Source organism: Streptomyces otsuchiensis (genome assembly GCF_004305975.1).
Classification (GTDB): domain Bacteria; phylum Actinomycetota; class Actinomycetes; order Streptomycetales; family Streptomycetaceae; genus Streptomyces; species Streptomyces otsuchiensis.
The window spans coordinates 1-23897 of record NZ_BHZI01000015.1 but is presented as its reverse complement, the minus strand read 5'-3'; the positions used below and the strand labels follow the sequence as shown (position 1 = coordinate 23897).

16 protein-coding genes are annotated in these 23897 nt (G+C 71.5%); 3 read left to right on the top strand and 13 right to left on the bottom strand.

Annotated features, from left to right (window positions below):
- Positions 1-82 precede the first annotated feature (82 nt).
- Entirely contained in the window at positions 83-2206 is a 2124-nt protein-coding gene (locus E0D90_RS03010) for a DNA gyrase/topoisomerase IV subunit B (protein WP_130796494.1), read from the bottom strand.
- Positions 2207-2671: 465 nt separating this feature from the next.
- Between E0D90_RS03010 and E0D90_RS03005 the strand changes: the two genes are divergently transcribed.
- Positions 2672-2902: a DUF7455 domain-containing protein gene (locus E0D90_RS03005; protein ID WP_103503142.1), complete on the top strand. Its 231-nt coding sequence runs from the start codon at positions 2672-2674 to the stop codon at positions 2900-2902.
- Between the two features lie 253 nt (positions 2903-3155).
- Here E0D90_RS03005 and E0D90_RS03000 read toward each other — a convergent pair whose 3' ends face one another.
- The 5 genes from E0D90_RS03000 to E0D90_RS02980 all read right to left on the bottom strand — a co-directional run bounded on the left by E0D90_RS03000 (position 3156) and on the right by E0D90_RS02980 (position 9813).
- Positions 3156-3992, bottom strand: coding sequence for a serine protease (locus E0D90_RS03000; protein ID WP_130796493.1), 837 nt, complete (start codon positions 3990-3992; stop codon positions 3156-3158).
- Between the two features lie 545 nt (positions 3993-4537).
- Positions 4538-6109 carry an RNA polymerase sigma factor gene (locus E0D90_RS02995; RefSeq protein WP_265415933.1) on the bottom strand — a complete coding sequence of 524 codons (1572 nt, stop codon included), beginning with the start codon at positions 6107-6109 and terminating at the stop codon, positions 4538-4540.
- Between the two features lie 299 nt (positions 6110-6408).
- Positions 6409-7365: a FadR/GntR family transcriptional regulator gene (locus E0D90_RS02990; protein WP_103503145.1), complete on the bottom strand. Its 957-nt coding sequence runs from the start codon at positions 7363-7365 to the stop codon at positions 6409-6411.
- A 404-nt stretch (positions 7366-7769) separates the two neighbouring features.
- Positions 7770-8513 carry an NUDIX hydrolase gene (locus E0D90_RS02985; protein ID WP_130796491.1) on the bottom strand — a complete coding sequence of 248 codons (744 nt, stop codon included), beginning with the start codon at positions 8511-8513 and terminating at the stop codon, positions 7770-7772.
- 31 nt (positions 8514-8544) lie between these two features.
- Positions 8545-9813: a DUF4192 domain-containing protein gene (locus tag E0D90_RS02980; RefSeq protein ID WP_130796490.1), complete on the bottom strand. Its 1269-nt coding sequence runs from the start codon at positions 9811-9813 to the stop codon at positions 8545-8547.
- Positions 9814-9954: 141 nt separating this feature from the next.
- Here E0D90_RS02980 and E0D90_RS02975 point away from each other — a divergent pair, with 141 nt between their 5' ends.
- Positions 9955-12141 (top strand): RecQ family ATP-dependent DNA helicase, encoded by a 2187-nt coding sequence (locus E0D90_RS02975; RefSeq protein WP_130796489.1) that lies wholly within the window; start codon positions 9955-9957, stop codon positions 12139-12141.
- 119 nt (positions 12142-12260) lie between these two features.
- Here E0D90_RS02975 and rnhB read toward each other — a convergent pair whose 3' ends face one another.
- The 5 genes from rnhB to nrdR all read right to left on the bottom strand — a co-directional run bounded on the left by rnhB (position 12261) and on the right by nrdR (position 18557).
- Entirely contained in the window at positions 12261-12962 is a 702-nt protein-coding gene (gene rnhB / locus E0D90_RS02970; RefSeq protein ID WP_130796488.1) for a ribonuclease HII, read from the bottom strand.
- A gap of 219 nt (positions 12963-13181) precedes the next feature.
- Complete coding sequence (locus E0D90_RS02965) at positions 13182-14075, bottom strand: ADP-ribosylglycohydrolase family protein (RefSeq protein ID WP_130796487.1); 894 nt, start codon at positions 14073-14075, stop codon at positions 13182-13184.
- 147 nt (positions 14076-14222) lie between these two features.
- Positions 14223-14831 carry a DUF4937 domain-containing protein gene (locus E0D90_RS02960; RefSeq protein ID WP_130796486.1) on the bottom strand — a complete coding sequence of 203 codons (609 nt, stop codon included), beginning with the start codon at positions 14829-14831 and terminating at the stop codon, positions 14223-14225.
- Between the two features lie 167 nt (positions 14832-14998).
- Positions 14999-17890 carry a vitamin B12-dependent ribonucleotide reductase gene (locus tag E0D90_RS02955; RefSeq protein WP_130796485.1) on the bottom strand — a complete coding sequence of 964 codons (2892 nt, stop codon included), beginning with the start codon at positions 17888-17890 and terminating at the stop codon, positions 14999-15001.
- Positions 17891-18035: 145 nt separating this feature from the next.
- A complete protein-coding gene (gene nrdR / locus E0D90_RS02950; protein WP_130796484.1) occupies positions 18036-18557 on the bottom strand; it encodes a transcriptional regulator NrdR in 522 nt (173 codons plus the stop codon).
- Positions 18558-18974: 417 nt separating this feature from the next.
- Between nrdR and lexA the strand changes: the two genes are divergently transcribed.
- On the top strand, positions 18975-19727 hold the full coding sequence (gene lexA, locus E0D90_RS02945) for a transcriptional repressor LexA (RefSeq protein ID WP_103503153.1): 753 nt from the start codon (positions 18975-18977) through the stop codon (positions 19725-19727).
- 186 nt (positions 19728-19913) lie between these two features.
- Here lexA and E0D90_RS02940 read toward each other — a convergent pair whose 3' ends face one another.
- Positions 19914-21965 carry an ATP-dependent DNA helicase gene (locus tag E0D90_RS02940; protein WP_130796483.1) on the bottom strand — a complete coding sequence of 684 codons (2052 nt, stop codon included), beginning with the start codon at positions 21963-21965 and terminating at the stop codon, positions 19914-19916.
- A 70-nt stretch (positions 21966-22035) separates the two neighbouring features.
- Positions 22036-23787, bottom strand: a complete 1752-nt coding sequence (locus tag E0D90_RS02935) for an IucA/IucC family protein (protein ID WP_130796482.1) — start codon at positions 23785-23787, stop codon at positions 22036-22038.
- Between the last annotated feature and the right edge of the window lie 110 nt (positions 23788-23897).

The following is a 23897-nucleotide window of genomic DNA, read 5'->3' as shown; positions in this document are numbered from 1 at the left end:
GCGGCGCCGGGCCCCGGCGCCGCCGGCACCCGGCGCGGCGGTCCCGAGCCGGGAGCGCCGCACCGGGGCCCATGGCGGACGCTCAGGTGTCGATGCGTGAACGGTCCAGCGTGGCTGCCGAGTTGGTGATGAACTCGCGGCGGGGCGCCACTTCGTTGCCCATCAGCAGTGCGAACGACTGCTCGGCCGCCTCCAAGTCGCTGATGTTGATCCGGCGCAGGGTGCGGTGGCGAGGATCCATCGTGGTCTCCGCGAGCTGGTCGGCGTCCATCTCGCCGAGTCCCTTGTAGCGCTGGATCGACTCCTTGTACCGCACCCCCTGCTCCTCAAGCCGGTGCAGCAGGTCGCGCAGCTCCCGGTCCGAGTAGGTGTACACGTACTTGTCCTGCCCCTTCTTGGGGTTGGACAGCTCGATGCGGTGCAGGGGCGGAACGGCGGAGAAGACACGGCCCTGCTCGACCATGGGCCGCATGTAGCGCTGGAAGAGCGTCAGCAGCAGGCACCGGATGTGGGCACCGTCCACGTCCGCGTCGGCGAGGAAGATCACCTTGCCGTAGCGGGCCTGGTCGATGTCGAAGGTCCGGCCCGACCCCGCTCCTATGACCTGGATGATCGCGCTGCACTCGGCGTTCTTCAGCATGTCGGAGACCGACGACTTCTGGACGTTGAGGATCTTGCCTCGGATAGGCAGCAGCGCCTGGAACTCGGAGTTCCGGGCGAGCTTGGCGGTGCCGAGAGCGCTGTCGCCCTCCACGATGAACAGCTCGCTGCGGTCCACGTCGTCGCTGCGGCAGTCGGCGAGCTTCGCCGGCAGCGCCGACGACTCCAGCGCGGTCTTCCGGCGCTGCGCCTCCTTGTGCTGACGCGCGGCGATCCTGGTGCGGGCGGCGGCGACCGCCTTCTCCAGCACGGAGCGGGCCTGCTGCTTGTCGTCACGCTTGGTGGAGGTCAGGAACGCCTTGAGCTCCTTCGCGACCACCTGCCCGACGATCCGCGCCGCCGCTGAGGTGCCCAGCACCTCCTTGGTCTGCCCCTCGAACTGCGGCTCGGCCAGCCGCACGGTCACGACGGAGGTCATGCCCTCCAGGGCGTCGTCCTTGACGACATCGTCCTCGGCGACCCGCAGCAGCTTGGCGGAGCGCAGCACCTCGTTCACGGTACGGGCGACGGCACGCTCGAAGCCGGCCACATGGGTGCCGCCCTTGGGCGTGGCGATGATGTTGACGAAGGACTTGAGCGTGGTGTCGTAGCCGGTGCCCCAGCGCAGCGCGACATCGACCTCCAGCTCGCGCTTGACCTCGGTGGGGATCATGTGGCCCCGGTCGTCCAGGACCGGGACCGTCTCCTTGAAGCTGCCGGAGCCGCGCAGCCGCAGCACGTCACAGATCGGCTTGTCCGGCGCCAGGAACTCGCAGAACTCGCTGATCCCGCCGTCGTACCGGAAGGTCTCGCTGCTCGGGCCGGCGCCCTCCCCCGAGGACAAGCGCTCGTCCCGCACCACGATGGTCAGACCGGGCACCAGGAAGGCCGTCTGGCGGGCGCGAGCGTACAGCGTGTCGAGCGACAGCCGGGCGTCCCGCAGGAAGATCTGGCGGTCGGCCCAGTAGCGGACCCGCGTTCCGGTACGCGTCTTGGGGATCTTGCGGCCGGCCACCAGCCCGCTGGAGGGGTCGAACGGCGCGTCCGGGCCCTGCTCTGTGAAGATCCCCGGCGTGCCGCGACGGAAGCTGATGCCGTGGGTGCGGCCGGCGCGGTCGACCTCGACGTCCAGCCGGGCGGACAGCGCGTTGACGACCGAGGCACCGACACCGTGCAGGCCGCCCGAGGCGGCGTAGGAGCCGCCGCCGAACTTCCCGCCGGCGTGGAGCTTGGTCATGACGACCTCGATGCCGGAGAGGCCGGTCTTCGGCTCGACGTCCACCGGGATGCCGCGGCCGTTGTCCCGGACCTCGACCGAGCCGTCGTCGTGCAGGACGACGTCGATGTGGTCGCAGTGACCTCCCAGGGCCTCGTCGACGGAGTTGTCGATGATCTCCCAGAGGCAGTGCATCAGGCCGCGGCTGTCCGTGGACCCGATGTACATGCCAGGACGTTTGCGCACCGCCTCCAGACCCTCGAGGACGAGCAGGTGCCGCGCGGTGTAGTTGCTCCCGGTATCGCCGCCGGTGAGCAGGGCGGTCGACGGCACGGATGTATCGGCGGTCACGCAGTTCGCTCCTCGCTGAATTCTGCCTGGGTGGCGGGTTCGCCGCTCAGAGGGTACCGAGGCTTGGTACAGCTGGTGCGCAGCCCACCCGCGAGCGGGCTCAGGGTACCCCAGAAGCGCACAGGCGTTCGAAACATCGATCGAGTGACGAAGACATCGCGTTCCCTTGGAGGCATGAACCATTTAGGCTCCGGGCACGTCCTTCTGAACAAGGAAGGTGTCGGAGGCGCCCCCGGGCGCGACCGGCAGTGACCGGAACGACAATGATCGTCGTGTACAGGCGCACGACGATCACGGTGCACCCAACGCAATACGGCTCATTCGCCGCCACCCGGCAGCGTTCAGCCGCCTTCGGGAGGTCATCTTGCGAGAAGTTCCCGAAGAAAAGCCGCGAGCGGGAACGTTTTCGGCCTGGTTGGATGTTGACCCTGGTACGACAGCTCGTCGAGCTAGAGAAGAGGCGACGTGACTTCTGTTCTGACACCCGCGACCCCGCTGACGGCCGCCGATCGGTGCGACCGGTGCGGCGCCCAGGCTTACCTGCGCGTCGTGCTTGTGAGTGGTGGCGAGCTGCTGTTCTGCGCTCACCACGGCCGCAAGTTCACCCCTGAGCTCCAGAAGATCGCCGCGGAAATACAGGACGAGACGGAGAAGCTCACCGCGACTCCCGAAACCGTGGGCGACGAGGAACGCTGACCTGACGGACCGACGCACCGCGTCCCGAGCAACCCGACGGGCTGAGAACGTGTGACGACGGGCGGTCGCACCCCACACCGGGGTCCGACCGCCCGTCGCCCTGTTCCGGTCCGTTCTCGGCATGCCCCATCCGCCCCAACGGTGACCCGCGTCACGCGGACCGCCACCAGAGCGCGCGGAGGGGCGGTCACCGGCGTATACCGGTGACCGCCCCTCCGCGCGCTCCTGTGCGTCCGCGAGACCGGCGTTCCGGTCAGCTGACGGCCGCACCGCGCTGGTCCAGCGCCTCCGCCACCAGGGACCCCCGCGTGTAGACGCCCGGGCGGTCCTCCAGGCCGCATCCGCTTCCCCAGGACACCAGGCCCACCAGCAGGCCGTCGGCGACCAGCGGGCCGCCGCTGTCGCCCTGACAGGCGTCGGCCCCTCCCTCGGGGAGGCCGGCGCAGACCATCACGGCCTCCACGAAGCGGGGGCTGCCGGTGGCGTACGTCCGGGCGCAGTCGTCGTCGGCCACCATGCGCACATCGGCGCGCAGCAACTGCCGGGAGTAGCGGCCCTCGCCGGTGGTGTCACCCCAGCCGTAGACCTCGGCCTCGGTGTCGGCGCTGTACGCCTCGTGCCCCTCCGGGGCGGGCCGGATGACATGGCCGTCGGGAAGTTCGCCCTCCAGCGTCAGCAGCGCCAGATCGTGGGTCTGGCGGTTCGGGTCGTAGTCGGGGTGGATCCACGCGGACGCGACGGCGAGCTCCTCGCCGACCGCGTCCCCGCCGGCACCGAGGTCGGCGCGGCCCGCGATGACGGCGAGATCGGCCGGAACACCGTCGTCGGCACCCTCCTCGCCGCTTCCCAGGCAGTGCGCGGCGGTGGCCACCAGACCGGGCTCCACGACCACGCCGCCGCAGAACTGACCGGAACGGTCCTCCCCGTACCGGTCACGGCTGCTGAGCGCGACGGTCCACGGGTGGTCCTCGGCACGCACGGGATGGCCGCCGACCACCAGCTCGCCGGCCGATGCGGGTGAGCTGGGAAGCAGGGCGAGCGGCAGCATCAGGGCGCAGCCGGTGAGCAGCAGTCTGGGCAGACGACTCATGCAATCTCCTGACCGAACGGGTTTGTCTGATCACCCAGGGTGGAGCACTCGCGAGGGGTGCGCATCCCGGATACCCGATCGGGCGAATCCGCTGCGTGACCGGAGTGACGCGGCCTGACGGCGGAAGCACCACCGGTGAGGCCAGCCGGACAGCGCTCTGCACGCTCCCCCACGGCGCAGGGGAGCGTGCCACGGAAGGCCGCCCGCCGGGGGCACCGCAGTCGGGTCACTCCGACGGAGCAGCGTGGCCGACGCCGGTGGCGACTCACCCGGACGGCCGAGACGACCCTGGGAACCGCCGCCGAGAAGGGCCGCGCGCACACGTGACGCGCCGGACCTGACCGGAATGGCCTCAGGACGGCGGGTCCGGTACCGGCTCCGCGCCCGCCGGGGAGACCGGGCGGCCCGGCACCACAGAAGCGGACATGGCGAAGCCGCCGCTCCCCGCCGCCGTATGGGCGGCGTCCCGGAGCGACGGCTTGGCGCCTGCTGCGCGCGGTCTCCCGCGTGAAGGACGGCCGGCACGCGGCCGGCCGTCGAAGCGACTAGTCGAGGTAGTCGCGGAGAACCTGCGAACGCGAGGGGTGACGGAGCTTGGACATGGTCTTCGACTCGATCTGGCGGATCCGCTCACGGGTGACCCCGTAGACCTTGCCGATCTCGTCCAGCGTCTTCGGCTGACCGTCGGTGAGGCCGAACCGCATGGAGACGACGCCGGCCTCCCGCTCGCTCAGCGTGTCCAGCACGGAGTGCAGCTGCTCCTGGAGGAGCGTGAAGCTCACCGCGTCGGCGGGCACCACGGCCTCGGAGTCCTCGATGAGGTCACCGAACTCGCTGTCGCCGTCCTCGCCGAGCGGGGTGTGCAGGGAGATGGGCTCGCGACCGTACTTCTGGACCTCGACGACCTTCTCGGGGGTCATGTCGAGTTCCTTGGCCAGCTCCTCCGGGGTGGGCTCGCGGCCCAGGTCCTGGAGCATCTGACGCTGGACACGGGCCAGCTTGTTGATGACCTCGACCATGTGCACCGGGATACGGATGGTGCGCGCCTGGTCGGCCATGGCGCGGGTGATGGCCTGCCGGATCCACCAGGTCGCGTACGTCGAGAACTTGTAGCCCTTGGTGTAGTCGAACTTCTCCACCGCGCGGATCAGACCGAGGTTGCCCTCCTGGATGAGGTCCAGGAAGAGCATGCCGCGACCGGTGTACCGCTTGGCCAGCGACACCACGAGGCGGAGGTTCGCCTCCAGCAGGTGGTTCTTCGCCCGCCGGCCGTCCTCGGCGATGATCTCCAGCTCGCGCTTGAGCTTCGGCGCGATCTTGTCGGCGGTCGCCAGCTTGTCCTCGGCGAACAGGCCCGCCTCGATGCGCTTGGCGAGTTCGACCTCCTGCTCGGCGTTGAGCAGCGGGACCTTGCCGATCTGCTTGAGGTAGTCCTTGACCGGGTCGGCGGTGGCACCGGCTGCGGCGACCTGCTGCGCGGGGGCGTCGTCCTCGTCCTCGTCGGACAGGACGAAGCCCTCGGCCTCCTTGCCCTCACCCTCGACCTTCCCGTCGGCGCCGGGCTTGCCGCCGCGGGCGGGGCCCTCAGCGAGCTCCGCCTCGTCCGGGAGGTCGTCGGCCTCGCCGCGCTTGGCGGCGGTCTTCTTCGTGGCCGTCTTCTTCGCCGTGGCCTTCTTGGCGGCGGCCTTCTTCGGGGCGGCCTTCTTGGCGGTGGCCTTCTTCGCCGCGGACCCGGCGGCCGATCCCGCGGACTCCGCGTCACCCGCGTGGGCGTCACCGACGGAGGCGGTGGCGGCCTGCGGGGCGGGAGCGGTCTTCGCCGCCACCGTCCGGGTGGCCGTGCGCTTGGCGGATGTCTTCGCCGCGACGCTCTTCCGAGAGCGCTTGGGCGCCTCGGCTGCACTCACCATCAGCGTCACGCCTTCCTCGTCGAGGATCTGGTTGAGGCTGCGCAGAACGTTCTTCCACTGGGAGGACGGGATCTGGTCAGCCTCGAACGCCCGGCGGATGTCATCACCAGCGATCTGCCCTTCGGCCTTGCCCCGCTCGATGAGCGCCATCACAGAACCGGATTCGGCGATCTCTGCAGGGATCGTACGGGGAGTGCTGGCCGACACGAACAACCTCTCGAACTCTGGGAACGGCTTCGGCCCCACCCATCCAGGTGGAACCGCGACCGGTGACGGGAATCGACCACCGGATTCGGTGAGCAGTGTGGTGGCCGGCGGCGCCGCAGGAGACCCGGGCGCATCCGCTGCCGCGGCTGCTACTTAACAGTCATCGCGCTGCTCCCCGAAGTGTTACGCCGCATTTCGCGTGTCCCGAGTCACACCGCATGCCCGACTGTAGCGGGACCGGCCGACATGCGTCGCCGGAGCCCGTCGTCCGACGGCCCCGGCGACGCCAGGGACGCGCGTCAGTGCTCACGCGGAGCAGGAACGACGTGCTCCTGACCGGGGGTGGGCAGCGCGCCCTCGGGCTGCGGGGCGAGCAGCTGGCGCACCGCGAGCTCGGCCGCGGACGGCTCGGCCGCGCCGATCGCGTCCACGATCCGCTGGTGGTGGCCGACGGACGCCTCCGTGGGGTGTTCGCACGCCGCCGAACCGCCGCCGGAGACCTGGAGCGCGGCGCACACGATCCCGGAGAGGTGCTCCAGCATCCGGTTGCTGGCGGCCTGCAGCAGCAGCGTGTGGAACTCGATGTCGGCACGGGAGAAGGTCAGCCCGTCCCCCTGACCGAGAGCGTGGGTCATGATGTCGACCATGTCGCCGAGCCGCTGGCGGACCTCCTCGTTGCTGTGGCCCGCGGCGAGCCGGGCGGCGAGGGGCTCGATGGTCCAGCGCAGCTCGCAGAGCTCGCGACGCTGGTCCTCCCGCTGGGGGCCGAAGGCGCGCCACTCGATGATGTCCGGGTCCAGGAGGTTCCAGTCACCGACGGGCCGGACCCGGGTACCCACATTGGGCCGGGCACTCACCAGCCCCTTGGCCTCCAAAACTCGCAGCGACTCGCGCACCACCGTGCGCGAGACCTCGAAACGCTGCCCGATCTCCTCGGGCACCAGCGGGCGATCGGCGCCGAGGTCGCCGGAAACGATCATCTGCCCGAGCTGCTGGACGAGCTGGCCGTGGAGGCCGCGCCCGCGGTTGCCGGGAGCGCGCCGCCCGACGCGCCCCAGGTCGGAGTCGGCGCCGTCCCAGGCGGGGGCGCTGGTGGTGCGGGCCGCGCCGGTGGATTCGGCGTAGGAGTAGCGGTCGAACTCACCCGATCCGGCGACGGAGGGGCGAGCGGCGGTCATCATGGTCTGCGCAAGGGTAGTCACGCATCCTTTGTCGGCGGTGCTCGGAGATCCCTTGAGGTCTTTGGTGAAAAGCACACGAAAGGGTGATGTTCAACCCCCGCATAATTGACGACCAATCACCTCAAACCAGACAAACCCCCGCCGTGCGCCGGTTGAGGGCCCGCGGCACGATCGGCCCACTCGCGACTTCACACACGCGGGGGTCGCACGTTCAAGCGTTCACGCCCCCGGGAAGGCGTCGCTACGGCCACCCCGGTGACGGACGACGGTTGACGACGTGACGGGCGGGCCGGGGCACACACCCCGCGTGACCGGCCAAGCGCTCACGACGGCGTGCGCCACCCGCTCACCGGCCCACCGCTCCCCCGACGCCGACGCGCACCGCCCGGCGTCGCCATCCGTGGAACACCCGTGGAACGTCTGTGGACCACTCACGGGACACCGGGCGGCGCCGTCCGTGCCGGCGAGACCGGAACCGGTCAGACGTCGGGACGCAGCATCGGTGGGTTGAGGATCATCGCGGCGCCCGCGCGAAAGAGCTGCGCGGGGCGGCCCCCCTGTCGGGTGGTGGTGCCTCCCGCGGGCACCAGGAACCCGGGAGTGCCGGTGACCTTGCGATGGAAGTTACGGGGGTCGAGCACGACGCCCCAGACCGCCTCGTAGACCCTCCGCAGCTCACCGACGGTGAACTCCGGCCCGCAGAATGCGGCGGCAAGGGCCGAGTACTCGAGCTTGGAGCGCGCGCGCTCCAAACCGTCCGCGAGGACCCGGTCATGGTCGAAGGCGAGTGGCCGGCGCTCACCCTCGCCCGGGCCGGCGCCCAGCAACTCGTCCACCGGCATCCACTGCGCACTGCCGGCGTCCCCGCCGGCAGTAGGTGCCGGCAGGTCCGGAGCGAGCACCAGGTGCGCGACACTCACCACCCGCATCCGGGGGTCGCGGCCGGGCTCGCCGTACGTGGCCAGCTGCTCCAGGTGCACCCCGGCGGCCCCGCTGTCCGGGCCGGACGCCTGCAGTCCCGTCTCCTCGGCCAGTTCCCGCGCGGCGGCGGTGGCCAGATCCTCGTCCGGGAGGACGAAGCCGCCGGGCAGACCCCACCAGCCCTTGAAGGGGTCCTCACCCCGGCGAACCACCAGAGCGCACAGCGCGTGCCTCCGCACGGTGAGCACGACCAGATCCACGGTGACAGCGAACGGCGGATAGTCTGACGGCTCGTAGGGCATGCGGTGATCATAGTTGTCCGCCGCTACTCCATCAGGGCGTTCGGGTCTCTCGCCGCCGCCTCAGGCAACGGCGCAGCGGTTCCGGGTCCATCCCGTCGTTGATGGCCTGATGCAGCAGGCGCGCGAAGGTGTATCCGGGGTCGGACTCCAGCGCGCGTCCGATGGCGACGCGTGCCGCCGCGTCCTCGCCCAGGGACCAGGCCACCCAGCCGGCCAGGGTCAGCGGGGCCGGCGCGTGCCCCTCGTAGGCGCGGACGCATCGGCGGGCCAGGGCCCGCCACAGTCGCAGCGCCGCCCGCGCCGAGGGCCCCTCCATCCACTGCGCCGCGCGGTCACGGGTGACGCGGTCCTGGAGGCCGAGAACGAGCAGGGCGGCCTCGTGCGAGGTGAGGAGGGCATCGTCGCGGAGGTCGGCCGCCTCGGGCCCGCCCTGTGAGAGTCCGCCCCGGCGGTAGCGGGTCATCAGCCGTTCGGCCGTGCGCAGGGTCTCGGCACGCACCTCGGCGATCTCGGCCGGATTTCCGAGCATCTTGGGTACCAGAGCGCGCGCCGCCACATCGAAGGCCTGGATCTGCCGCCCGGCCACCGGGTCTCCCAGGGGAGTCACCCGCTGTTCGAGATCCCGGAGCGACCCCTGAACCCGGACCCCGGCGTAGGTGGCGGCCGCGGCGATCGGCGACGCCGGTTCCGTACGGAGTTCGCGACCCTCCGTGGGGCAGCACGCGGTGTCGGGGCAGCAGTAGGAGAAGTAGCGCCCGCCGGAGACGCACAGCGCCTCCAGGACGGGGATGTCGTGGGCGCCACAGGTGGTGCGCATGTACTGGGCGAGCGGGCGGAGCCGCTCCAGGACGTCGCGCGGCTGTTCACCGGCGCGCGGTTCCTGGCACAGGTAGAGCACCATCGCGTCCGGCCTGCGGTCGCGGGAGGCGCTGCCCTCGACCAGACAGGTCGCGACCTCGGCAGCGGTCTGCCGCCAGGTGCCGGTGTCCTCAGGGATGGCGGTGCGCACGCGACCGCCGACGCGGTGCCGGGCGCCCTGCAGCGCGACCAGGACGATGGAGTCGTCGGGGTAGTAGCCGAGCAGGTAGGGCAGGGCGTCGGCCAGTTCGCCGGGGCCTCGGAGGGTGACGCGGTTGTCGAGGGCGGCGGATTCGCCGCCCGGGTTGGGCCGGGTGGGATCGGGGCCACCGGCTGCCGGCTCATCGGCACGATGACTGGGAGCGGTGCGCTGGGCGGGGAGGTGGATACGGGAGGTGCTGCCGGATTCGGGCCGCCGGGCGGCCTCGTCGTTGCGGTTCATGCGGACCACCGTGCCCGTTCGGGGAAAAACGTGCTCAAAGTTATACACAGGTGGCGTCTATGGTCATACCAGTCGGAAGAACGGAGAGTTGTCCACAGGGCCTGTTGGCGCGGGGCACGACTCATCGGGTTGCATGGGCACATGGACCACGACCAGCCCGAGACGGCACCACCCCATCCGGCCGACGACCCCGGCGGCCTGCGCGCCGAGGCCGACGGCATCCTCGCCAAGCTGGTGGGGAACGCCGGAGCGTCACTGCGCGAGGACCAGTGGCGCGCGGTGGAGGCGCTGGTGGCCGAGCACCGCAGGGCCCTCGTCGTCCAGCGCACCGGCTGGGGCAAGTCGGCCGTGTACTTCGTCGCGACGGCCCTGCTGCGGTCCCGGGGCGGCGGCCCGACCGTGATCGTCTCGCCGCTGCTGGCGCTGATGCGCAACCAGATCGCCGCCGCACGTCAGGCCGGGATCACCGCGCGCACCATCAACTCCGCCAACCCCGAGGAATGGGGGGCCATCCAGCAGGAGGTCACCGAAGGGCTGGTCGACGTGCTGCTGGTCAGTCCCGAGCGGCTCAACAACCCCGATTTCCGCGACCATGTCCTTCCGAGCCTGACCGCCGCGACCGGCCTGCTGGTGGTCGACGAGGCGCACTGCATCTCCGACTGGGGTCACGACTTCCGCCCCGACTACCGGCGCCTGCGGACCATGCTGCGCGAACTCCCCACCGGGGTGCCGGTGCTGGCGACCACGGCCACGGCCAATGCCCGGGTCACCGCCGACATCGCGGAACAGCTGGGCACCGACGAGTCCGGCACCGCGCTGGTGCTGCGCGGCACTCTCGACCGCGAGAGCCTGCGGCTCTCGGTACTGCGGCTCCCGGACGCCGCGCACCGGCTCGCCTGGCTGGACGGCCACCTCCGGGAGCTGCCGGGTTCCGGCATCATCTACGCGCTCACCGTGGCGGCGGCCGAGGAGGTGACCTCCTACCTCCGTGAACGGGGCCACGGCGTCCTCTCCTACACGGGCCGCACCGAGAACGCGGACCGGGAGGCGGCCGAGGCAGACCTCCTCGCCAATCGTGTGAAGGCGCTGGTGGCCACCTCGGCGCTAGGCATGGGTTTCGACAAGCCCGACCTCGGCTTCGTCGTGCACCTCGGCTCCCCCTCCTCCCCCATCGCCTACTACCAGCAGATCGGCCGGGCCGGCCGCGGTGTGGACCACGCCGACGTGCTGCTGCTGCCCGGACCGGAGGACGAGGCGATCTGGAAGTACTTCGCGTCCCTGGCGTTCCCCGCGGAGGAGCAGGTCCGGCGCACACTGGAGGTACTCGCCGAAGCCGGACGGCCCCTTTCCCTGCCCGCGCTCGAACCGCTGGTCGAACTACGGCGCACACGGCTGGAGATGATGCTGAAGGTTCTCGATGTCGACGGCGCCGTGCGGCGGGTCAAGGGCGGCTGGGAGTCGACCGGCCGCCCGTGGAGCTACGACCACGACCGGTACGCCTGGGTCGCACGACAGCGGGAGGCGGAGCAGCAGGCCATGCGGGAGTACGCCGACACCGCGGGCTGCCGGATGGAGTTCCTGCGCCGCCAGCTCGACGACACGGAGGCGAAGCCGTGCGGTCGGTGCGACCGGTGCACCGGGCACCTGTTCACGGCGGACGTCTCAGCGGACGCCCTGGCCTCCGCACGGGACGACCTCGGCAGGCCGGGGGTCCCGGTGGAGCCACGGAAGATGTGGCCGTCCGGTCTGGCGGCCGTGGGGCTGGAGCTGAGAGGAAAGATCCCGTCCGGTGACCAGATCGCACCGGGCCGTGCCCTGGGCCGGCTGTCGGACATCGGATGGGGCAACAGGCTCCGGCCGTTGCTCGCTCCCCAGGCTCCGGACCAGGACGTCCCGGAGGACGCGGTCAACGCGATGGTCACGGTGCTCGCCGACTGGGCGCGTGGGCCCGGTGGTTGGGCCGGGCCGGGTGCGGACAGAGCGGCCCGGCCGGTGGGCGTGGTGACCGTGGGGTCGCGTTCGAGACCGCGCCTGGTGGAGTCGCTGGGCGCGCGCATCGCCGAGGTGGGCCGGATGCCGGTGCTCGGCACGGTGGTCTGTGAGGGCCCACCGTTCTCCCGTAGCAACAGCGCTCAGCGCCTGCAGGCCCTGCACAGTCGGCTCTCGCTCGGGCCGGGGCTGCGCGAAGCGCTGTCACAGGCACGCGGTCCGGTGTTCCTGGTCGACGACTTCACCGACACCGGGTGGACGCTGGCGGTGGCGGGGCGGCTGCTGTTGCGATCCGGGGCGACGGGGGTGATGCCGCTCGTGCTGGCCACCCAGGCGTGAGCGGAGCGGGCGGGTGACAGACGGGGACGGTCCGGCGAGCGCCGGGCCGTTCCACCGGAGACAGGGCGCGCGGCCGGCGGCGGGTGCCCGCCACCACATCGTCGGCCGGCTGTCGCGGCTCAGAACATCCCGAGCTGGCCGCTGTCCTCGGGAGATGCCGTCGCGGCGGGGCGCGGGGCGGGCAACCGGAGATGGCTCCAGCGCGGGAGGTCGTCCAGGTAAGCCCAGCTCCGGCGGTGGTGTTCGGTTGGCCCCTGCTCCTCCAGCGCGCGCCGGTGGACCGGGGCCGGGTAGCCCGCGTTGCTCTCGAAGCCGAACTCGGGGTGGCTCCGGCCGATCTCTGCCAGATGGTTGTCCCGGTGCACCTTGGCGATCACCGAGGCGGCCGCGACCGAGACGCACGACAGGTCACCCTTGATGACGGTTCGCACCCGCCACGGCGGCCCGAGGTAGTCGTGTTTCCCGTCGAGAATGACCGCGTCCGGGCGGTCCGGCAGCGCTTCCAGCGCCCGCACCGCCGCGAGGCGGAGCGCGGCCGTCATCCCGAGCTGGTCGATCTCCTGGGGGCTGGCGTGGCCGAGGCCGTGCGCGGTGACCCAGCCGAGGAGCTCTGCGGCCAGGGTCGTGCGGCGGTTCACCGTGAGCAGCTTGGAGTCGGTCAGCCCATCGGGCGGCCGGCGCAGGCCGGTGACGGCGGCGCACACGGTGACCGGCCCCGCCCAGGCGCCGCGGCCCACTTCGTCGACCCCGGCGACCAGCCGGGCGCCGGTGGTGGCGCGGAGCGAGCGCTCAACGGTGTGGGTGGGTGGGTCGTAGGCCATAACGATGCCCACCCTACGCTCGGGGCGTCCGCGTCACGCGCCCTCCCCGTGTCATCGCGGCTGTCATCGCGGCGCGCCGTTCGGGTCGGCAGCGCCGGGGTGTCCCGCACGTGGTGACGGCGCTCGGTCAACCGGCCCACGGCTGACGGCGGATGTCCGCCGGGTGCCGTCCGGCGAGGCGTGACCGTCGCCGCCGGTCAGGCGGTCAGTCGGTCAGCCTCAGCCGGTCCAGGTGGGCAGGGGTTCCACCCGCGCCGCCCACTCGGCGGGAGGAGCGCTGAGCCCGGCGGCGGCGACGATGCCGCCCGCCATCGCGGCGGTGGTGTCGATGTCACCGCCCGCCCGCAGGCAACTCCACACGGCGGCCCGGAAGTCGTCGAGGTGGCGTGCGGCCGCCCACAGCGCGAACGGGACGGTGTCGTGCGCGGTGGTCCGTCGTCCCGAGCCCAGTACCGCGGCGACCGTCGCCACGTCGGCGAAGTCGAGGAGATCGGCGGCCCGCCGGACGGCGCCCCGCATGGCCGTGCGGGGCAACTGCTCCGCGACCGCCATCAGCAGCACTTCGGGACGGTGCTCGCCGGCGGCGGCGAACGCGGTGGCAGCCGCCACCGCGACGGCGCCCGCCACCGCCTCGGGGTGGGTGTGGGTCACCACCGCGCTGCGCTCCGCCTCAGCCGCGACCCGTTCGGGGCGGCCGGCGAACCACGCTCCCAGCGGCGCGACCCGCATGGCCGCCCCGCTGCCCCAGGAGCCGGCTCCGGCGAAGAGCGCGGGGGCCTCGACGTTCCAGCGGCCGCCCGCGCCGAACCGTTCGAGAAGCTCAGCGGCCGATCGGCCGTAGTCACGGCAGGGGTCGTAGCGCAGGGCGAACTCCGAGGCCAGTGCGTCCTGTTCGATCCGTCCGTGGTCGGAGAGCACCCGCAGCACGCAACCCGCCAGCTGGGTGTCGTCGGTCCAGCGCCAGAGGCCGCCGGGCAGCTCGCCCCGGCGCACCGCTCCGGGCACCGCGGCCCTGGTGACGCTCGCACCGAGCGCGTCCCCGACCGCCAGCCCTCGCAGGGCGGCCAGCGCCCGGAGGCGGCGCTCTGAGTCATCCGTGACAGGGGCAGCCATGATGGCAGACAGCGTAGTGGCGGCCGCTCGAACGCACAGCGGTTCACGGCCATGTGAGCAGCGACAGTGCGGAACCCGGTGACGCGGCGGCCTCGCGTACTGCGACCGGGTTGAACGGGTGCGGCGGACCGCGCGAGCGCGGGGTGGTCACACGGTCCAGGTGGGCTCGAGGTCGATGACGTCGCCGGTTATCGCCGCGATGTCGGCGCCCGTCTGCGCCCGCAGCGCCAGCCGTTCCACCCGCTCCCTGCGGTACTTGGCGCGCTCGGCCCCCGAGTCCCACATCGAAAGGACCAGGAACTCGCGCACCTTCTCCGCCTCGGCGAAGACCCCGCGCAGCATGCCGGGCGACCCCGCCATGGCGGGGTTCCACACCTTCTCCTGCATCAGTGCGAAGTGCTCGCCACGGTCCTCCCGCACCTGGTAGTGCGCGACTCGCAGCAGGTCGGCGTCGGCGAAGCGTGGCTCGAACCCCATCTTGACGTCGAACCGGTACTCGAACAGCCGGACCTGCACGTCGCGGTAGGTCCCCGCCTGGGAGGCGGCGAGACGGTCGTGGGAGCGCGCCATGAACGAGTCGTAGAGAGCGCGGCTCTCCCAGAAGCCGAACATGTGGACCGTGTCCGGGCCGCCGCGCCCCCATCCGCCGCCCTGGCCGCGAAACCCGGGCTCACCGAGCAGGCCGGCCCACTTCCGCTGCCCACGTTCGAATCCGACCCGATCGGTGACCGAGCATCTCATCCACTTGACCAGCACCGCGCCATCCTATGGCCACCCCGCGGCCGACAGCCCCCGCCGGACCGCACGCCGGCCAGGGCGGCGGTCCCGGTCCTGCGCCGAACGGGGCGGGAGGCATCACACGATGCCTCCCGCCCCGTTCGGCGTTCTCGTCGGTTCTCAGGAACCCGCCCCCGGCGCCGCGATCAGCTGCAGCCGCTCGTGGAGCCGCACCCCTCGCAGAGGTAGCAGCTTCCGGCGCGGCGCATCTTGGTGCCGCAGGAGAAGCACAGCGGGGCGTCCGCGCTCAGGCCGAGCTGGATCTCGGCCAGCTCGGTCGAGTTGTGGATCTGCTGCTGCGGTGCCGGCGCGGGCCGCTGCTCCGCGGGCCGGTCCGCACGCTCCGGTTCGGGGGCGGTCGGGGCGGACTGGGCCAGTGATTCGACGTCGAGCTCGTGCGCGGCCTGCTCGTAGGAACCGGTCTCCAGGTGCCGTTCGCGCTCCTCGGCGGAGTGGATGCCGAGTGCGGAGCGGGTCTCGAAGGGCAGGAAGTCCAGCGCCAGCCTGCGGAAGATGTAGTCGACGATGGACTGCGCCATGCGCACATCCGGGTCGTCGGTCATTCCGGCGGGTTCGAAGCGCATGTTGGTGAACTTCGAGACGTAGGTCTCCAGCGGCACGCCGTACTGGAGGCCGACGGAGACGGCGATGGAGAAGGCGTCCATCATGCCGGCGAGGGTGGAGCCCTGCTTCGACATCTTCAGGAAGACCTCGCCCAGCCCGTCGTCCGGGTAGGAGTTGGCCGTCATGTACCCCTCGGCACCGCCTACGGTGAACGAGGTGGTGATGCCGGGACGCCCCTTGGGCAGCCGGCGGCGCACCGGGCGGTACTCGATGATCTTCTCGGGCTCGGCCGCCGGTGCGGTGCTGTCGCCGGTGGCGGCGGAGTCCTTGGTCTTCGCCGAGAGGGGCTGGCCGACCTTGCTGTTCTCGACGTAGACGGCGAGTGCCTTGACGCCCAGTTCCCAGCCCTGGACGTAGATCTCCTCCACATCGTCGACGGTCGAGGTGGCCGGCATGTTGACGGTCTTCGAGATGGCCCCGGAGAGGAACGGCTGCGCGGCGGCCATCATGCGGACGTGGCCCATCGGTGAGATGGAGCGCTCACCCATGGCGCAGTCGAACACCTCGTAGTGCTCGGGCTTGAGGCTCGGGGCGTCGACGACATTGCCGTGCTCGGCGATGTGGGCGACGATCGCCTCGACCTGCTCGGTCGGGTAGCCGAGGCGCTTGAGCGCCTTGGGCACCGTGTTGTTGACGATCTGCATCGAGCCGCCGCCGACCAGCTTCTTGAACTTGACCAGGGCCAGGTCGGGTTCGACGCCGGTGGTGTCGCAGTCCATCATCAGGCCGATGGTGCCGGTGGGGGCGAGCACGCTGGCCTGCGCGTTGCGGAAGCCGTTCTGCTCGCCGAGACGCACGACGTCCTGCCATGCCTCGGTGGCGGCGGCCCAGACCGGGGTGTCCAGGTCGTCGCCGCGCGGGGCGGAGGCGTTGGCGTCGGAGTGCTGTGTCATCACCCGGCGGTGCGCCTCGCTGTTGCGGGCGTATCCCTCGTAGGGGCCGACGACGGAGGCCAGTTCGGCGGACCGCCGGTAGGCGGTGCCGGTCATCAGCGAGGTGATGGAGCCGGCGAGGGCCCGGCCGCCGTCCGAGTCGTAGGCGTGGCCGGTGGCCATGAGCAGGGCGCCGAGGTTGGCGTAGCCGATGCCGAGCTGGCGGAAGTCGCGGGTGTTCTCACCGATCTTCTCGGTGGGGAAGTCCGCGAAGCAGATGGAGATGTCCATCGCGGTGATGATCAGCTCGGTCACCGCGGTGAAGCGCTCGACGTCGAAGGACTGGTGTCCGTTGTCGTCGCTGAGGAACTTCATGAGGTTGATCGACGCCAGGTTGCACGAGGTGTTGTCCAGGTGCATGTACTCGCTGCACGGGTTCGACGCGGTGATCCGGCCGGACTCGGGGCAGGTGTGCCAGCGGTTGATGGTGTCGTCGTACTGGATGCCCGGGTCGGCGCAGACGTGTGCGGCCTCGGCCATACGGCGCAGCAGCGCGCGGGCGTCGACCTCCTCGATCACCTCGCCGGCCATCCGGCCGCGCAGCCCGAACTTCTCGCCGGCGCGGGCGGCACGCATGAAGGTGTCGTTGACGCGGACCGAGTTGTTGGCGTTCTGGTACTGGACGGAGGTGATGTCGTCGCCGCCGAGGTCCATGTCGAAACCTGCGTCGCGCAGCGCGCGGATCTTCTCCTCCTCCTTCACCTTGGTGTCGATGAACGCCTCGATGTCGGGGTGGTCGACGTCCAGCACGACCATCTTCGCCGCGCGGCGGGTGGCTCCGCCGGACTTGATGGTGCCGGCGGAGGCGTCGGCGCCGCGCATGAAGGAGACGGGGCCGGAGGCGTTGCCGCCCGAGGAGAGCAGTTCCTTGGAGGAACGGATACGGGAGAGGTTGAGACCGGCGCCGGAACCACCCTTGAAGATCATCCCCTCTTCCTTGTACCAGTCGAGGATCGACTCCATGGAGTCGTCGACGGAGAGGATGAAGCAGGCGCTGACCTGCTGCGGCTGACGGGTGCCGACGTTGAACCAGACCGGGGAGTTGAAGGCGAAGATCTGGTGGAGGACCGCGTACGCGAGCTCGTGCTCGAAGATCTCCGCGTCCTCGCCGGAGGCGAAGTAGCCGTGCTCCTCGCCGGCCGCGCGGTAGGTCGTGACGACCCGGTCGATGAGCTGCCGCAGGCTGGTCTCACGCTGGGGGCTGCCGACGGCGCCGCGGAAGTACTTGCTGGTGACGATGTTGACGGCGTTGACCGACCAGAAGTCGGGGAACTCGACGCCACGCTGTTCGAAGTTGACCGTGCCGTCGCGCCAGTTGGTCATCACGACGTCCCGGCGCTGCCAGGTCACCTCGTCGTACGGATGCACGCCGGGGGTGGTGTGGACGCGTCCGATCCGCAGGCCCTTGCCGGTCTTGGCCTTGGTGCCCTTGCCGCCCTTGGCACGGGAACCTCGTGCCGGGCTGCTCGCCGTCTCTGTCATGCCGCCTCCCATACGGGCGTGAAACGCCCTGATGTGCCCCGAATCTTCCCTGGGGCACCGTTCTGTTCTGTCAGCGGGCCGCGACCTGGGCGGTCCCGCCGGTGTGTGCGTGTGCGCCGGCCTCGGGCCGGGGCGGGCACCGGCCTCAGCCGGTACCGCCGGCCGTGCCGGCCGGGCGGGCGGCGTCGGCGTCGTCGCCGTCCACCGCCGGGTCCACGCCGTCCCGGGGCTCACGCAGCTCCGCGACGGCGGCCTCGAAGTCCTCCAGCGTGTCGAACGCCCGGTAGACCGAGGCGAAGCGCAGGTAGGCGACGAGGTCGAGTTCTTTGAGCGGTCCGAGTATCGCCAGCCCGACATCGTGCGCGGAGAGTTCCGCGCTCCCCGTCGCGCGCAGGGCCTCCTCGACGCGCTGCCCCAGCAGCGCCAGGGCGTCCTCGGTGACCGGCCGTCCCTGGCACGCCTTCCGGACGCCGGCGATCACCTTGTCGCGACTGAAGGGCTCGGTGACCCCGCTGCGCTTGATGACCATCAGTGCCGCGGTCTCCAGCGTGGTGAACCGCCGGGAGCAGTCCGGGCACTGCCGGCGACGACGGATCGTGGTGCCGTCGTCGGCCGTGCGGCTGTCCACGACCCGGCTGTCGCAATGCCGACAGAAGGGACAGTGCATGGCTCCCGCTCTCCTTGGTTCGAAGCCGCCGTGACGGGCTGGTCCGCGCGTGGCGGCCGACCCGTCGAGGTCGGTACCCAGCATAAGCGATGCGGGGCCCCGCGAAGACCCGGGGACCACAATCTGTGGGTGACCTGGCGTCATCCAACCACTAGATCTTGGGTTACCCCCGGAGGACACGCCACCGGGCCACAGGCGGGGCGCACCGGCCGGGAAGGGCCGGAGAGAGCATAGAGGAGGCATACCCCCGGGCCCCCCGGACGGGGGCCTGGGGCCTTCTCGGGCGTGGCGCCATACACCGGCCTTCAAGATCAAATGAGCAGATCAATGAAATATCACTCGAACGTGTGTTTGGCGCAACCTTTCGATAGCAACTACCGTTGTCTGGCCAGGGAGTACCTGTCCGAGAGGGGCGACATGACCACCGCAGCAGACAACACGATCACGGCACCCCTGGCGCGCAACGCCGCCCAGCACGCGACGGCGGATCCGCCCGCCACACGCTCGATGCCCGGGCGACCTCCCGGCATCCGGGCCGACAGCTCCGGACTGACCGACCGGCAGCGACGGGTCATCGAGGTGATCCGTGACTCCGTGCAGCGACGCGGCTACCCGCCGTCCATGCGGGAGATCGGTCAGGCCGTGGGCCTGTCCTCCACCTCGTCCGTCGCGCACCAGTTGATGGCCCTGGAGCGCAAGGGATTCCTGCGCCGGGACCCGCACCGCCCCCGCGCCTACGAGGTGCGCGGCGCGGAGACGCCCACCCCGCAGCCGTCGGACGCCGGCGGAAAGCCGGCGGCCTCCTACGTACCGCTGGTCGGCCGGATCGCGGCCGGCGGACCGATCCTCGCGGAGGAGTCGGTCGAGGACGTCTTCCCGCTGCCTCGGCAGCTGGTCGGCGACGGCGAGCTGTTCGTACTGAAGGTCGTCGGCGACTCCATGATCGAGGCCGCGATCTGTGACGGCGACTGGGTGACCGTGCGTCGTCAGCCGGTGGCGGAGAACGGTGACATCGTCGCCGCGATGCTGGACGGCGAGGCCACCGTCAAGCGCTTCAAGCGCGAGGACGGACAGATCTGGCTGCTGCCGCACAACGCCGCCTACCAGCCGATCCCCGGCGGGGACGCCACGATCCTCGGCAAGGTCGTCGCGGTGATGCGCCGCCTCTGAGCGGTGCCGTCCGCGGGGGCGCGTCCGGGCTCCGGCCCGGCGCCCGCCGTCCCCCGCGGTGCGCCGCCGTCGCGCCGCGCCGCCGCGCTCCGGCGGATCCGCGTGTTCGGCGCGAGATCACTGACGCTTACGTGCCGGGCTCCCGGCGGCGCTTCTCGCCGCACCCCGCCCGTCGGGGACAGGACGTCACGAGGAGCCGGCGCCGGCGGCCGAGTCGATCGCGGCGAGCGAACGTCGCACCACCGCACCGTCGTTGGTGTACCAGAAGTCCGGCATCGAGGCCCGCAGGAAACCGCCGTAGCGGGCCGTGGCCAGCCGGGGGTCGAGCACGGCCACCACACCCCGGTCGCCCGTCGCCCGCACCAGCCGGCCGGCCCCCTGCGCCATCAGCAGTGCGGCATGGGTCGCCGCGACCGCCATGAACCCGTTGCCCCCGGCGTTCTCGACCGCCCGCTGACGGGCGCTCATCAGCGGGTCGTCCGGCCGTGGGAACGGCACACGGTCCATCACGACCAGCTGGCACGCCGGGCCGGGGACATCCACGCCCTGCCAGAGCGAAAGGGTCCCGAACAGGCAGGTGGCGTCGTCCTCGGAGAACGTCCGGATCAGCTCACCGAGAGTCTCCTCGCCCTGCAGCAGCACCGGGACGTCCAGCCGGCCGCGCATCGCCTCGGCGGCGGCCTGGGCCCCGCGCATCGAGGAGAACAGCCCGAGCGTCCGGCCGCCCGCGGCCTCGATCAGCTCCGCCAGCTCGTCCAGCATGTCGGAACGGCTGCCCTCCCGGCCGGGCGGCGCCAGCCGGCGGGCGACGTAGAGAATGCCCTGCTTGCGGTAGTCGAACGGGGAGCCGACGTCCAGCCCGCGCCAGCGCGGCACGTCCTCGGCGACCGCCGCACCGGCCGAGGGGGCGGAGCCGTCGCCGTCGTCCGCGCCGTCGTCGATCGCGCCCTCGGGGCTGAGGCCCAGTGAAGCGGCGACACCGTTGAAGTCGCCGCCGAGGCGGAGCGTGGCCGAGGTGAGGACCACCGAGCGCTCGGTGAAGAGCTTCTCCCGGAGCAGGCCGGAGACGTTCAGCGGGGCGATGCGCAGCGAGGCGCCGTAGCGGTCGTGCCGCTCGTACCAGACCACGTCGTACTCCGAGCCGGCGAGCACCCGCTCGGCCACGTCGTGGACGTTCTCGATGGAAGCCTTCGCCTGCCTGCGGACGGCGTCCTCGTCCTGGACGGAGGAGTCCCGTGTGGCGCCGATCGCGGTGATGGCGGAGCGGGCGGCGTCCCGCAGCAGGGCGAGGGCGTGGGCGAGGTCCTCGGGGATCTCCTCCAGCCGGCCGGGGAGCGCCAGCTCCATCAGCCGTTCGAACTCCTCGCCCGCCGCCAGGAGGGCGTCGGCGGCCTTCTCGTCGATCAGCTTCCCCGAGCGGCGGACCGCGCGTGAGACCCCGGCCGGTGTCAGCTCGCCGCTGGCGACTCCGGTGACCCGGGAGACCAGTTCGTGGGCCTCGTCGACGATCAGCACCTCGTGGCCGGGCAGGACGGGCGCGCCCTCCAGCGCGTCGATGGCGAGCAGCGCGTGGTTGGTGACGATCACCTCGGCGAGCTTGGCACGCTCCCGGGCGGCCTCGGCGAAGCACTCGGCGCCGTACGCGCAGCGGGTCGCGCCCAGGCACTCGCGGGAGGACACCGAGACCTGCGACCAGGCGCGGTCCGATACCCCGGGCGAGAGCCCGTCGCGGTCGCCGGTCTCGGTCTCGTCCGCCCAGTCCCGCAGCCGCAGGAGGTCCTTGCCGAGCCGGCTGGAGGGGCCGGCCCCGGACTGGGCCACGGCCTCCAGGGGGTCGAAGAGGCCGTCCTCGTCGTCGGAGGGCACGCCCTCGTGCAGCCGGTGCAGGCAGAGGTAGTTGGAGCGGCCCTTGAGGGTGGCGAACTCCGGGCGACGGCCGAGCAGCGGGCGCAGTGCCTCGGTGAGCCGGGGCAGGTCGCGTTCGACCAGCTGCCGCTGGAGCGCGAGGGTCGCGGTGGCGACGACCACGCGGTCGCCGTGGCCCAGCGCCGGCACCAGGTAGCCGAGGGACTTCCCGGTGCCGGTGCCGGCCTGTGCCAGCAGATGGGTGCCGTCCGCGATGGACTCGGCCACGGCGTGTGCCATGGTGCTCTGACCTGGCCGTTCGGTGCCTCCGATGGCGCCGACCGCGGCGTGCAGCAGCTCGGTGAGGGCCGGGTCGCCCGATGGTGCGCTCATAGGGCAGCCACCCTAGCCCGTGCCACCGACACTCCTCCGCCGCCCGGTCGGGCGCCACGGCGGCTTCCGGTCAGCCGGAGAGCGGGTTGGCGATGGTGCCGTGCACGGCTGCGTGCGGCCGCTCCGAGCGGTCGCGGTAGCCGTCAAGGTGGAGCCGGTTGCGGTTGAGGCAGAGCCGGTCGATGCGCTCGGTGAGCAGGTCGAACGTCTCGAACCTGTCCTTCAGTTCGGGGAACCGCTGCTGATAGCGGAGGATCTCCGCCCGCACCTGCGCCCAGAACTCGTCCTCGGGCACTCCGGTGTGCTCGGCGCACAGCGGCGCCAGGAACCGGTAGACGCCGACGAACAGCCCCGAATGGATGAACTGGGTGAGGAACGAGGGAGGTTCGGTGAGCAGGACCTCACGCACGGACTCCGGCAGGTTCGACAACTCCGGCAGGGGGTCCGAGCTGATGTTGACGTCGTCGACGAAGTCCTTGACCGCGAGCCGCACCGGGATGTCGTCGGCGTCGAAGATCACGATGGTGTTCTCACCGTGCGGGGAGAACACCGTGCCGTAGCGGTAGAGGAAGTGGAGGAGCGGCGGCAGCAGGGCCGCGTGCAGCCGTCCCAGCCACTCCCGGGCGTCCAGCCCGGAGCGCTGGATCAACTCGGCGGTGAACGAGGCCCCGTAACGGTCGGTGGAGAGCAACGAGGCGAGCGTGCGGGCGCGTTCGCCGGGTTCGAGGTACTGCGCGACCGGCTCGCGCCAGATGGCGCCGAGCAGTTCGCGGTACTGGTACGGGACGGAGGGCAGCCGGTCGTAGAGCGGATGGCTGACGGTGACCGAGGCGGTCTCCCCGAGCAGGACGGGCCGGGTCTCCTCGGCGAGGAACGGGTCGGCGTCCCGCAGGGAGTGCATCCACGCGGTGACCGCCGGGGCGGCGAGCGTCCGTTCGGTGGGCAGGCCGCGCCAGACGAGGGTGTTGAGGATGGACAGCGGGAGTTTGACGCTGCGTCCGGTGGGGCGGCTGGTGTTGACGAAGGTGCGGATGGACTGCTGGGCCAGCCGGACGTCGCCGTCGGTGGGGAGCGGGATCAGCAGCCCGTCGGCTATCTGCGGGGCGAAGAGCGGCGCGATCGTGTTGTCCCACTGCCAGGGGTGGACCGGCAGCCAGAGGTAGTCGCCCGGGTCGCGTCCGGCGGCCGTCACCGCGGCGGCGAAGGCGGCTCGGACCTCGTCGCTCAGCTCCTCCGCGTAGAGCCGCTCAGGCTCGGCGAGTTCGGGCACCCCGCGGTAGTCGGCGAGGTCGCGGTGGACGGCGAGCCAGGGCAGGCTCTGCGGGACGCGGGACTCCGGCGCCCACCGCGCCGCGTCGGAAGCGGAGAAGCCGACCCGGCCCTTGTTGGCGACGAGCCAGGGATGGCCGCTCTGGTGGCCCTCGAGCCTGCCGTAGTCCAGTTCGGCCAGCTCGGAGACGGTCGCGGCGCGCTCGTCGATGGAGGCGTCGGCGCTGAGGGTGGCGGTCAGCTCGCGGATGAGGTGGCCGGTGGTGTCGCCGCCGAGGCCGAGCAGGGTGTCGTGGGCGTGGCGGATGAAGGCGAGGGGATCGGCCTCGGGGGTGATGGACTCCGGGTCCACGCGCCAGTGGCCGTAGGCTCCGCGTTCGGCGTGGAACCGGTAGGTGAGGTCGTCGGCGACGGGGAGTTCGTAGCGGCCCTCACCCAGGGGGACGGGGGTGAGCACCTCCTCGTAGGCGAACTCGGCGAGCAGCTTGGCGAAGAGGCGGCGTTCGGCGGCGTGCCAGATCTCGGCGGCCGGACGGGCTGGGTCGGGAGGCAATGAATGCTCCTTGCGTCGCTGGTGGCGGGGTGAGTCGGTCGGGTGGTCACGGGAGGGGCGTGAGAGCGGGGGCCGGGGATCGCCGAGGCCCCGCGCGGGCGGTGCGGGCG

Coding starts and splice junctions, on each gene's coding strand:
- E0D90_RS02985 (WP_130796491.1), bottom strand. CDS start 8,513: ATGCCCTACGAGCCGTCAGACTATCCGCCGTTCGCTGTCACCGTGGAT.
- rnhB (WP_130796488.1), bottom strand. CDS start 12,962: ATGGCCTACGACCCACCCACCCACACCGTTGAGCGCTCGCTCCGCGCC.
- E0D90_RS02940 (WP_130796483.1), bottom strand. CDS start 21,965: ATGAGCGCACCATCGGGCGACCCGGCCCTCACCGAGCTGCTGCACGCC.
- E0D90_RS02980 (WP_130796490.1), bottom strand. CDS start 9,813: ATGAACCGCAACGACGAGGCCGCCCGGCGGCCCGAATCCGGCAGCACC.
- E0D90_RS02955 (WP_130796485.1), bottom strand. CDS start 17,890: ATGACAGAGACGGCGAGCAGCCCGGCACGAGGTTCCCGTGCCAAGGGC.
- E0D90_RS03000 (WP_130796493.1), bottom strand. CDS start 3,992: ATGAGTCGTCTGCCCAGACTGCTGCTCACCGGCTGCGCCCTGATGCTG.
- E0D90_RS02975 (WP_130796489.1), top strand. CDS start 9,955: ATGGACCACGACCAGCCCGAGACGGCACCACCCCATCCGGCCGACGAC.
- E0D90_RS02965 (WP_130796487.1), bottom strand. CDS start 14,075: ATGGCTGCCCCTGTCACGGATGACTCAGAGCGCCGCCTCCGGGCGCTG.
- lexA (WP_103503153.1), top strand. CDS start 18,975: ATGACCACCGCAGCAGACAACACGATCACGGCACCCCTGGCGCGCAAC.
- nrdR (WP_130796484.1), bottom strand. CDS start 18,557: ATGCACTGTCCCTTCTGTCGGCATTGCGACAGCCGGGTCGTGGACAGC.